Origin of the sequence: Lysinibacillus sp. NPDC094403 (genome assembly GCF_050278745.1) — a bacterium.
Lineage (GTDB): Bacteria > Bacillota > Bacilli > Bacillales_A > Planococcaceae > Lysinibacillus.
In genome coordinates, this window is sequence record NZ_JBNNTL010000002.1 from 80400 (window position 1) to 92554 (window position 12155).

Sequence of the window (12155 nt, forward strand, 5' to 3'; positions counted from 1 at the left end):
AATTGTTTGTTGTGTCTAACAATTGGAGTGCAGCTTATACTAAATTACTGATTAAATTGTCGTATTTTCCTTGTTCACCTCCATGTTATTTTCGGGAATAATAAGGGTGAAACCTACAATAACAACGAGTCCAGTAATTAAACCATAAATGATTGGTAGAGTAGAAGTAATTCCAAAAATAATAAATGAAATAAAGATAACTAGTGAACTAGCAATAATAGAATAGAAAGCAGCTTTACTTGTTACACGATTCCAATAAAGACCGATAATGAGAGGTACGAAGATAGCACCTGATAAAATTGCATAGGCCATGTCTAATGCCACTAGTATGTTTTGAATCCATACTGAGAAAATGATTGCTAACACACCTAAGCAAAGTATGACAATTCGAGATGTTTTGATGACATCTTTATCCGTCATATCTTTTTTTACATATACCTTTATTATATCGTTAGTAATTAGGGTCGCAGAGGCAAAGATAGCACCTGAAGCATTTGACATAAGTGCAGAACAAACACTAGCAAGAACAAGCCCCAACAAGCCTGGTGGGAGAATTTCTAATGCAAGACTAGTAAACGCTGATTGAGAGTCCCCTAGATTTGGAAGTAGCACAAGAGCGCACATACCTACAATACTTAGTACTAAACCATATAAAACACTATATAGACCGGCTGATATAGCACTGCTTTTCGCTACTTTTTGGTTTCTCGCTGTAAATACACGTTGCCAGATGTCTTGAGAAACCATTAAACCAAAGAAGTACAATAAAAAGTATTGGAAGATACGATCCCAGCCGATATTTGTAAGGCTAAGATGCGTTTCTGGTACACTACTAAATAGGGCTGTTAAACCTCCGACGCTGTTTACGCTAAACGGGAACATAATAAAAAATACACCGATCGTCATTACTATAAACTGTATGATATCAGTTAGGGTAATGCTCCACATTCCTCCTAAGATTGTATAAAAGAGCACGATCCCTCCGCCAATTATCATAGAAGGAATAAGGGACCAGCCTAGTAACACATGAATAACATTTCCCATACCAATTACTTGTGTTACCACAACCATAAGAGTATAGATGGCTGTGACAATCGCACTAATAAGCTGAGTTCCTTCTCCAAAGCGCTTTCCCAGTAACTGACTAATCGTAAATACTTCATAACCGCTAATTTTATTAACGACGAAAAGCCCCAAGGCAGCTATACCAAAGCCCATCATTGAAACAAACCAAAGTCCAGAAACTCCGAAATTATAGCCTAATGTCGTTGAACCCATGGTAGCCGCACCACCTATAATAACTGCGGCTAAACAACCGACATGGCTGTAATACCCTAAACGACTTCCTGCGAGGACAAAATCTTTTTCAGATTTCGCTTTTTTGATTCCGATTATTCCTACAATAATCAATACACCGAAATAGAGAAGAAGAACAAAAGTATCCAGTATATTCATTTATACACCCCCGAACTTAATTCTAATTCGTATTCTGTAATTGCTTCGTCAAGTAAGGATATTCCCAAGTCTAAATGTTCCTTATCTATATTTAATGGAGGCATCATGCGAATTACCTCGCCCTTATTACCGCTTAAATAGTAAATAACTCCTTTATGCAGACACTTCTCAAGGATGTTTAGTAGACCCTTACCATTTGGTTCACCAGTTTCAGGATGAATAATTTCAATTCCTAGCATCAAGCCAATACCACGAACATTGCCAATCGTGGGATGTTTTTCTTTTAAGTGTATTAATTTATTTAATGCATAGTCACCTAATATTCTAGCATTTTCCACTAAACCTTCATCTTCTAAAACGTCTATCGTAGCGCATGCGGCTGCACATGCGACAGGATTTCCGCCAAATGTAGTACTATGACTGCCAATTGTCCATTGTTCCATTAACTCTCGTGAAGCTACTGTTGCGCTAAGGGGCAAGCCACTGGCAATTCCCTTTGCAATTGCCATAATATCTGGTGTCACACCAAATCTATTTGCCGCAAACCAGCCACCAGTTCGACCAAAACCAGTCTGAACTTCATCAAATATTAATAAAATTCCGTTTTGATCACAGATTTCTCTTATTTTTTGTAACCATGCTGTTGGAGGGATAACATAACCACCTTCTCCGAGAACAGGTTCTAAAATAACAGCTGCCACTTCATCTGGAGACACTTGATGATTAAATAAACGTTCAAAATCTTTTTCAACATGTTCTGACCAATATTCATCATGGTTTAAACCCTCAGGTGTTTCCGTTAATTGAGCATAAGGTATTTGATAGGTCATGTTTGCTCCAACCGGTAAATTCCTTCTGTATTTACTTTTCGATGTAGTAAGACTTAAGGCGCCCATCGTTCTTCCATGGAATCCTCCAAGGAAAGAAACAACGTAAGGTCTCCTTGTTACATGTCTTGCTAATTTTACTGCACCTTCAATTGCTTCTGCTCCGCTATTTCCAAAGAAAAAACAATCTAATGGCTCTGGTAAAATCTTTCTCAATTTTTTAGCTAATAGAATAATTGAATCGTAATTAATAATACCGATAGGACCATGAACTAAATGATCAACTTGATCTTTAATCGCTTTAATTACCTTTGGATGTCTGTGACCTGTATTTTCTGTAGCAATACCAGAAGTAAAGTCTAAATACTTTCTACCATCGACTCCTATATAAAATAAGCCCTCAGATTTTACTACCTGCAGATTTGGAAAATCCTTCGCCATTGTAGGCGCTAATAAGCCTTCTTCATTAATGTTTTTCAAATCAATCATAAATTCATCCCCATTTCATTGGTGTTGAAAGAATTTTCTCTTAATTCAGAAAAAACGTCAAATGCCTACCATAAGAAATTTTAATAGTTGATAAAGCAGGATAGAAAGAACAAATATCTAAATCGACCTTGCATAACACTCATAATTTCTTAAATGGAAGACGGGTAATAATTACTTTATAATGGAAATACAGATTTATTATTTATGTGGGAATAAGGGGAAAGTAGATGGTGATTAGATGGAACTAAGGAATTTAAAAACCTTTCAAGTGGTCGCAGAGGAATTAAACATCACAAAGGCTGCCAAAAGATTAGGTTATACACAGCCCACGATTACGTTACAAATACAGTCTTTAGAAAAAGAATTGAATCACACTCTATTATCAAGAGTTGGTAAAAAGACTCTTCTAACAGCTGCTGGAAGAAAGCTAAAAGACCATGTCGATAGCTTATTTATTTTTATAGATAAGATAGAAAAAGACATGGAAGAACTACATGGACCATCTGGCATTCTAACTATTGCTGCCTCGGATTATTATTGTACTCAACATCTTTCACCGATTGTCAAAGCTTATTTGGAAATATACCCGAGTGTGAAAATAAGTCTTCTACCACTAAATAGTGTACATGCTATTAAAAGTGTGAGAGACCACGTTGCGGATATAGCTATTATTGCGAATGAGTGTAATGCTATCGATATTAGTAAAACTTTTTTAGAAGAGGAAAGGGCTTTCTTAGTTGCTTCTTCTCGAATTAGCAAAGAAAGAAGTTTTCATGAAATTCTAAGAGAAGATACCTTTATTTCCTATGACTATCATTGTAGTTTCAGTAATATCATAGAACAATACTTCAAAAAAGCCGAATTTCAACCGCAGTCCACTATTATGATTGGTGGAAGCGATGAGATGATAAAGCGTGCCGTGTTGAACGGAACAGGCTATGCGATTTTAGGTCAAAATGCTATTGCAAATGAAATACAGGACGGTTCGATCACCATCCTCCAACATGTTTCAGAATCTATCATTACATCAGCCATTAATTTAAAAGTTCGCTCAGATGAACCAAATATACTAAAGTTTAATGAATTTTTACAAAACGCCTGGCCAGTAAGCAATAATCTTAGTGAAACATTAAGCTAAACGCAAAAAAGATAATTAGAAAATGGGGAATGCATGTGTGCATTCCCCATTTCTTACTTTCTGTGATGGATATATATTACTTCTTTCAGCAATTCTTTTCAGTAGCTAAAGCGAAGCGTCAGCTACAATTATTTTTGTAGCGAAAGCACAAAGTGTAGCTTAATAAAAAAGTTTGATCATTTATAATAAAGATTGATAATTTGTAATAAAGTTTGATTAAAAACATCTCACCGCTATAATTTTTAGAGGTGAGGTTTTTTTATTGGAAATTATGGTGATATCACTGTGGAGATTGTGAAGAAATGTACTTAAACTCCCATGAAAGAACTTAATCATCTTTCATTTTCTGTGGTGAAGTGCTGATTTTTGCACTTCATGGATGGCTAACGGGGCAGGTTAATGAAACAAGACTACTCATTAAATTACAAAATGCTAAAATATTAGCAGGGGTAAAATGGTAAATACTGAGTTATTAGGAGATAGAGGATGAAAATCAGGAAAGAGACAGAGAAAAAGAATGGTCGGGACGGCATTTTTAGAGACATACTTATTGAAATTCGAGATTCAATCTTATTTGAAATAGTGTGGAACATCTTAATGTTTATACCAAGAATGATGATTCGTTTAATCAAGAATATATTTTACTAGTCTAAATGAGTGCAATTCTTTAAAGGTATCGCCTTTTTCGGTTAGCTTAACAAAGTAGATTGTGAAGTACAGTACTTCAAGTAACGGGGTGCTTTACTTGAAGATCATTGAGTTGCATAATGCAGCTCTTTTTTTCTTAATTGAACTAACGGTTTAGTTGAAGAAGGGAATGATATAATTTGATAAAAATGTAAAAGGGAAGTAGCTTAATATGATAAAATATAAAGGTCGTAAATTTATATTTTAATTGAAAGTTTCTATATTGAATCTATTTGAATATAGACAAGAAGGAAATATCATCCCTGCATCATATAGTGATAGAGAATTATACATGGGATGCTAATCGCAATTTAAACGAGGATAGTTAATGAAATGAATGGGTAGTTTCCCTCAAAAACTGCAGTGCAATTTAATTTATTTTCTCTAGCCTTGATTTGAAAATGAGAAGTTTTAGGAACGATGATATAGACAGTGAAAATGGGGGATAAAAGTATGAAAGCAGTAATGGATCAAAGGCAAAGGCAATGGCATTGGTTGGACTATTTTCTATCTCTTATTCGTATGATATGGATTACTTCTAATGGCTACTCGATATTCGTTAATACAACAGGTTTGGAAAAATGGACCTTACTTTTATGGACTAGTTGTTCTTGTATAATACCTCATCTATTTTATCGGCCTAAGCTTATAAAATTCCAATATTATTTAATTGCCGAGATGTTGTTAACGGGTTCTTTGTTTATTTATATATCGAGTCAATATGAAATATCAGAAACTTACAGTATTTTATTCGTGCCTATCCTTATTGTTGCATATGCTTGTCAAGTTAAGCCATTAATATGGGTAGGACTTTTCTTATACATTTCAATTTTTTTAGCTGGTACATGGGCCGGCAATCTTTATGAGGATATCTTTGCACGCTTAATTGACACAACTATTATTTATGGTATTGGGTTATGTTTAGGAAGGATGACCATTGTCAATAACGCTAACAAAGAGTTAATTGCTTCTATTGAAGATAAAAACATGGATTTGGAATATTACTCAAAAAAGATTGAGGAACTAACAATAAAGGAAGAACGAAATAGAGTTTCACAAGACTTACATGATACAGTAGGCCATATTTTCACATCGGTCATAACAAGTTTAGATGCTCTTCCTTTTCTATATCGGGCAGATAAAAAAGAAGCAGAAAAAAGTATAAAAGAGATTTCAGATTTAGCACGAAATGGATTGAACGATGTGAGAAGAACAATTCACCAGATGTCGCCAACGAATCATCAAACTCTTGTTGAATCTGTTAAAGAATTGATTGTCGATTTTATGAAACATACATCAACGGATATAACCCTGAATGTCGAAGGGAGAGAGATCAAAGTCGGTGATAGGATAAAGTTTGCCGTCATTCGTTGTATACAAGAAGGACTTACAAATGCGAAAAGGCATGGTCAGGCAACTTTTATTAAAGTAAATATTTCTTTTCAACAAGAAGAATTGATTATTCTTATTGAAGATAATGGAAACGGTTGTGATGAATTGAATTTAGGATTTGGCTTACATTCAATGAAAGACAGAATATCGGCATTAGCGGGTACAGTTGACTTATATTCTAAATTGAATAATGGTATGAGAATAACGTGCAGCATACCGATGGTGAAGGAAGTGTAGTTATAATGATTAAAGCGGCAATAGTTGAAGATCAAGAGATTTTAAGAAAAAGCTTAAAAATTGTGATTGAAAGTATTTCTGACATTGAAATTGTTGGAACTGCGGAAAATGGAGAAAAGGCAATTGCTTTATGCGAGAGGGAAAACCTTGATATTCTTTTAATGGATATTCAAATGCCGGTGATGGATGGTGTAAGGGCGACAGATGAAATTAAAAAACGTTGGCCCGATATAAAAGTTATAATACTTACTACTTTTCAAGATATTACACATGTTTTGAATGCCTTAAATGTTGGCGCAGAGGGTTATATATTAAAGGCAGTTGATCCTGAGTTTTTAGTTCAAGGTATTAAAATGGTGTATCACGGAGGTTCTCTCATTCCTCAACAATTAGCAAAAGAGGTCTTTGGTCAGATACGTTCAAATAATAACGAACATTCGGAACAACTTGACTATAACTTCATGAATCATCCATATGATTTAAATAATCAAGAATTTAAAGTTTTAAAATGTATAACTCAAGGATTGTCCAATAAAGACATTTCAGAAAAGATGTTTCTTTCAATTGGAACTGTGAAAAATTATATTTCCACCATTTATTCGAAGTTAAATGTAAAAAACAGATCTGCTGCTATTATTAAAGCAATGGAAGAGAGTCTAGTAGAAGGTAGCATTGAAATAAAAGAATGTAGACAAAGTTAAATCGACTTTGACTACATTCTTTTTTAATTGTGATGAACTGGAACGTCTTTTGATTTTCGTAATAAAAGAGAGAATCAATAGCTTTTCAATAGCCACTTTTTTTAAGAAGTAATATATATTAGCCAATGGTCATAAATTGTCGTTTTTTTAAAATAGTTATTACTTATTAATGACTTACAGGCACTACCGTATATTACTTTTCATTTGTAGAGTAAAAGTATGAAATGAAATTTAAAAAGGAGGTAAAAAAGTGCATGCTCAAACTGCAAACTGTTTATTTAATGAAGTTGGAGAAGACGTAAATAAAGATAAATTAAAAGGTAATTGTAGTATACCTATCACATTAAATAAAAGTATGTTTTGATCAATCTTATATTTGGATTGCAGATTGCATTAAGCAAGAAAGGAATTTAAGGAATAAGATGAAAAATATAAAGAAATTAATAAAATATACAGGAGTATTTATTATAATAGCATTAATAGTAGCACTTTTTTTTCCTACATGGACCCCTCATATAAAAGGTAATAACAGCATAAGGGCATTAGAACAAGTAGAGATAAATGGAAGTGATCATGAAATTATGATACGTGGCAAAGATAAGGATAATCCAGTTATTATTTTTGTACATGGGGGGCCTGGATGTTCAGAAATACCGTATGCCAGTAAGTATCAAAACTTATTGGAAAACAATTTTACGGTCGTGAATTATGACCAAAGAGCAAGCGGAAAATCATATCATTTTTTTGAGGATTATTCTAATCTTTCATCAGACTTACTCGTAGATGACTTATTAGCCTTGACGGATTATATATCAGATCGTCTTGGCAAAGAAAAAGTAATATTAATTGGCCATTCTTATGGTACGTATATTGCAACTCAAGCTGCCTCTAAAGCTCCTGAAAAATATACAGCATATGTTGGAATTGGACAGATAAGTGATATAGTAGGAAGCGAAATTGACGGTTTGAACTACGTTATTCAGCAAGCAGAAAAAGCTGGCAATACAGATGATGCTCAATATTTACAAGAGTTAACTGAACAAATTAAAAATGGTGAGCTGATTACTCCACGGAATTATGTTGCAAAATATGGTGGATCTTCGAGACTTATTGATAACCCTGATGGGAATATCATAAATACTATGTTATTCAGTCGTGAGTATAACTTATTAGATGTGATTCGTTACAACTATGGGCTATCCTATTCTCAAAAAACTCTACTTGAGGAATTAACGAAAAACCAAAACCCATTACCTACTAAAGTAAAAAAACTTGAATTACCATTCTATTTTGTTATGGGTAAATATGATTATAACACTTCATCTAATGCAGCAAAAAAATACTTTGATATGATTGAAGCCGATAAAAAAGAATTTATTGCCTTTGAACAATCAGCTCATTATCCACAATTTGAAGAGAAGGAAAAATTTTATGAATGGATGTGCGATACGTTTGTGAAATAAAAATAAATAGAGTTTTTTTCTTACTTTGAAAGAGAGATTGTGAAGAATTGTACTTAAGCTAATGGGGGCTTTACTTAAAGATGGGATTCCACAGAGATCCCATCTTTTTCTTATTCAACTAACGGAGCAGGTTAGTCGAACAGTGTTGTTTAACTTGTGTTAAACAATCGGGTCACTTTATGGAATAAATAGGTAACTTAATTAACCTTTATCCGTCTAACAATCCGAGGAGGGATAACATGAAAGTGTCCAGATTATTTTTTGGTTTGGTTATGTTCGTTTTATTAACTGCTGTCGGATGTTCTAATTCATCGGATAAAGGTAAAGTAGAAGTTCATGAAACTGAAAATCCTAATGCAGAAGAGGTTTTAAAATTAGACCCTGAAGCCGATATATTTCAGTTCAATGGAGTGATTTATCAGACTGGAATTGATTGGGTTGAAGAACTAACCTTAACAAAAGGCGAGCAGGTAGGAGAAATAAAAACAAAAAACGATACAGATACAAACTTTAAAGACGAAATGTCGAACAAATTGCCTGTTGGTGCAAAAGTCTTTTCGGTTAAAGAAAGAGAAGAAATTGGAGGACCAATTTTACTCGTAGTATCAGAAGGTAAACTTTATAAATATTATGGGCTTGTTGAGGGTTAATCAATTTTCATATATCCGCAAACGAGCGTGATTGTTGAATAAGCATCGCTTTTGTTCTCCAACTAACGGGGTGCTTTAATTGAAGATTCGCTTCCAGAAATAATCAATCTTTATTATAAAAATCAAACTAGATAAATAAAGAACCAACTGTTTTGATTAAACTTTGTTTCAAAACAGTTGGTTTCTTTCTGTATAAAATCAGCGTTTGCAACTTACTTTTAATCGAACTTTATTCAAAAGCTACACAAAGCCAAATCCAGGCACAATTATATAAAAAAAGACTGTAGCAAAATTAAATTTGCTACAGCCGAAATTGGTTTATGCCCTTTGATAGTGCAATATAATTCATTTTATCATAAAAAACATTATTATTATGTTTTTTGTTTTTTTTGAATAATGATTTTAAAGCATATAACTAATTAATAAGCCTATTGACAAAAAAATGAAGGAACTGTATATTTAATTTATTCAACGTTGAATATAAAAAGGTGATTATTATGACAAGACTATTAGTTCTTGCTATGTTGGGGCTAAAACCAATGACTGGCTATGATATTAAAGTGATGCTTGAATTAAGTGACGCTGAACGATGGGGTGGTGTACTAATCGGCTCGATCTATAATGCTTTAAAGAAGCTTGAAAAAGATGGCTATATAGAGGTGGCTAGTATTGAATCCACGGGTCATAGACAGAAAGCAATTTACCAAATTACTGAAAAGGGCAGGGCGCATGAGCAAGAATTAATTATCGAGGCTCTTGAAAAATCCTCTGTAGTTTATCCTACTACTTTATATTCTGGGGTATCTTTTGCATTTAAACTGCCAAAAGCTAAAGCGGTGGATGCATTAGAAAAACAGAAAATAATTTTGGAACAAGAAGAAAAGGCTATCAATGCTGGCTATGAGGCGAAATTGATTGCTATGCAAGGAGAACTGCCAGCATTAACACAACTAGCATTTGATAATATGCTTGAAATTGTTAAAGTACAATCAAAATTTGTCCATCAAGCTATTGAAATTATGAAAAAAAGTGACTCTCTCGAATGAGGGAGTTAAAAAATAGCTATATATTCAACGTTGAATATACAATATTAAGTAAGGAGAGAAAATATGAAAAAGCTCATTAGCGCTAGTCAATTAACGAAAAGTTATAAAGCTCGGTGTGTCGTTGATCATATATATGTTGACATTAAAGAGGGGGAGATAATGGCTTTAGTGGGCACAAATGGTGCTGGGAAAACTACAACAATCGGTATGCTTCTTGGCATTATTCCTCAAGACAGTGGAACAATTGAATACTGGACATCTGATTATAAAAAGGAAATAGGTACACAGCTTCAATCAACCCCTTTTTTCGAAGGCTTTTCTGTAGAAGATAATGTAAAATTATTTGCGGCATTCTATGGAATATCGCTAACAAAAAATGAAATTGATGAAAAACTCTCCACTTTTGATTTATTACAGGTCAAAAAAACGCCAGCTATTAAATTGTCATTAGGACAGCAAAAACGCCTAGCCATTATCGTGACAACTTTGCATAATCCTAAACTTGTAATTTTGGATGAACCCTCTGCTGGATTGGATCCTAGAGGACAAAGAGAAATTCAACAGATTATTAAACGATTAAAAGATAGCGGGGTTGCCGTTTTATTTTCTTCCCACGATATGTTGGAGGTAATGAATGTAGCCGACAGAGTGTTGATTATGCATCGCGGAAAAATAATGGCAAACGGCTCTCCTGATGGTTTAATGGAGCACTACCAAACGCAAAATTTAGAAGAATTATTTTTTGAATTAACGAAGTGAGGAGAGAGAAAATGAAGGCTATTTTCGTATTAAATTTAAAATCGAGCATAAAAGATATATATTTAATCTTTTGGTCATTGTTAATGCCATTTGCTGCAATTATTGCTTTAAGAATATTTTTACCGAGCTATGCAGGAAATTATGTAGAGGGGATAATTGCCATTAGTGTATTTTTCTATTCATTTATGACCACTGCATTTATAGCGTTATCGCAAAGAAAAAGAGGGGTTTATAATTTACTTCACGCTACACCAATGCCATTATGGAAATATATCGTCAGTATTTCTAGTTCATGGGCTATAGTAGCAATTATTTTATCTTATATCGTACTTTTATTCGCTATCGTTATCAATCAACTAAACTTTTCTTTTTACATTCTCTTATATATGACACCGATTATCCTAATAGCTTCATTAAGTTTTGTTTTTTTAAGCTTCTTTATTTCAAGTATCGTGAAAAACGAGGGACATTTAAGTATGACTGCAAATGTACTGATGATACCAATGCTACTTTGTAGTAATGCATTTTTTACAATGGAAAAAGCGCCAAACCTTATACAATATATTAGTCTAGTAAATCCATTTGAATGGTTTTTAAATGGAATTAAAGCAGCGTTTCTAAATAACTTTAGTATATGGGGAGAATCTTTACTCCTTTTACTGGGATGCCTAGCTTTGACACTTATTATTTCCTTAAAAACATTCAAGTATAGTGATCAATAAAAACTGAAGTTATTTAACCTTTGCTTGAAATTAAGGAGCTGCCTTGAAGGGATAAAAAGGCTAAGAATGGAATAATTCTGCAAAGATACTGGAGAGGGCGGAATAGATGAGTGAAACGTTAATTAGAGAACTACTTATATTCCAGTTAGCAATGTAGAACAGTCGTGTGAATGGTATGTAAGTAAATTGGGAGCGGAGTGTAATTACCAAGATAGTGATAAAGCTATTCTTAATTTTGCCAATCAAAGTTTTTTTCTTGTTAGATCAATGAACAATCAAAGCTCAAATTTTATTGATTGCTATGGCGAAGAACATTTTTCGATAACCTTTGAGGTTGATGGAATAAGTGCATTAGAGACGATACGTAAAGTTTTTTTCGATAAAGGAATCAGAGTTGGAGAAGTTGAAAATAGAGGACATGCGGGGAGAAATTTTGTTTTTTATGATTTAGATGGAAATAAATTTGATGTGTGGAGTGAGCTGAGTCCTAATTTTAAAGAAAAATACGATGATGGAAAATAAGATTTGAAAAGAGTAGTTAGATTCCACTAAATTTCCTAGGCAATTATTTTGGTATCGGGAAATTCAT

The 12155-nt window shown here is 33.5% G+C and carries 11 protein-coding genes; 9 read left to right on the forward strand and 2 right to left on the reverse strand.

The window, feature by feature from the left end:
• Window positions 1-51: 51 nt before the first annotated feature.
• Window positions 52-1455 (reverse strand): sodium:solute symporter, encoded by a 1404-nt coding sequence (locus tag ACQKMV_RS04590; protein WP_427502574.1) that lies wholly within the window; start codon window positions 1453-1455, stop codon window positions 52-54.
• Window positions 1452-2771 (reverse strand): aspartate aminotransferase family protein, encoded by a 1320-nt coding sequence (locus ACQKMV_RS04595; protein ID WP_427502575.1) that lies wholly within the window; start codon window positions 2769-2771, stop codon window positions 1452-1454. Before ACQKMV_RS04595 ends, ACQKMV_RS04590 begins: the two co-directional genes overlap by 4 nt.
• Window positions 2772-3009: 238 nt before the next feature.
• Between ACQKMV_RS04595 and ACQKMV_RS04600 the strand changes: the two genes are divergently transcribed.
• The 9 genes from ACQKMV_RS04600 to ACQKMV_RS04640 all read left to right on the forward strand — a co-directional run bounded on the left by ACQKMV_RS04600 (window position 3010) and on the right by ACQKMV_RS04640 (window position 12088).
• On the forward strand, window positions 3010-3909 hold the full coding sequence (locus tag ACQKMV_RS04600; RefSeq protein ID WP_427502576.1) for a LysR family transcriptional regulator: 900 nt from the start codon (window positions 3010-3012) through the stop codon (window positions 3907-3909).
• Window positions 3910-5049: 1140 nt separating this feature from the next.
• Entirely contained in the window at window positions 5050-6225 is a 1176-nt protein-coding gene (locus tag ACQKMV_RS04605; protein ID WP_427502577.1) for a sensor histidine kinase, read from the forward strand.
• 5 nt (window positions 6226-6230) lie between these two features.
• Window positions 6231-6926 carry a response regulator gene (locus ACQKMV_RS04610; protein WP_427502578.1) on the forward strand — a complete coding sequence of 232 codons (696 nt, stop codon included), beginning with the start codon at window positions 6231-6233 and terminating at the stop codon, window positions 6924-6926.
• A 422-nt stretch (window positions 6927-7348) separates the two neighbouring features.
• Window positions 7349-8389 (forward strand): alpha/beta fold hydrolase, encoded by a 1041-nt coding sequence (locus ACQKMV_RS04615; RefSeq protein WP_427502579.1) that lies wholly within the window; start codon window positions 7349-7351, stop codon window positions 8387-8389.
• Between the two features lie 239 nt (window positions 8390-8628).
• Complete coding sequence (locus tag ACQKMV_RS04620) at window positions 8629-9039, forward strand: hypothetical protein (RefSeq protein WP_427502580.1); 411 nt, start codon at window positions 8629-8631, stop codon at window positions 9037-9039.
• A gap of 497 nt (window positions 9040-9536) precedes the next feature.
• The gene (locus ACQKMV_RS04625) at window positions 9537-10085 is read left to right on the forward strand and encodes a PadR family transcriptional regulator (protein WP_049664804.1); all 549 of its coding nucleotides are present in this window, start codon (window positions 9537-9539) and stop codon (window positions 10083-10085) included.
• Window positions 10086-10148: 63 nt separating this feature from the next.
• Window positions 10149-10844, forward strand: a complete 696-nt coding sequence (locus tag ACQKMV_RS04630) for an ABC transporter ATP-binding protein (protein WP_427502581.1) — start codon at window positions 10149-10151, stop codon at window positions 10842-10844.
• Between the two features lie 11 nt (window positions 10845-10855).
• A complete protein-coding gene (locus tag ACQKMV_RS04635; RefSeq protein WP_427502583.1) occupies window positions 10856-11566 on the forward strand; it encodes an ABC transporter permease in 711 nt (236 codons plus the stop codon).
• A 186-nt stretch (window positions 11567-11752) separates the two neighbouring features.
• The gene (locus ACQKMV_RS04640) at window positions 11753-12088 is read left to right on the forward strand and encodes a VOC family protein (protein ID WP_427502584.1); all 336 of its coding nucleotides are present in this window, start codon (window positions 11753-11755) and stop codon (window positions 12086-12088) included.
• The last annotated feature ends 67 nt before the right edge of the window (window positions 12089-12155 follow it).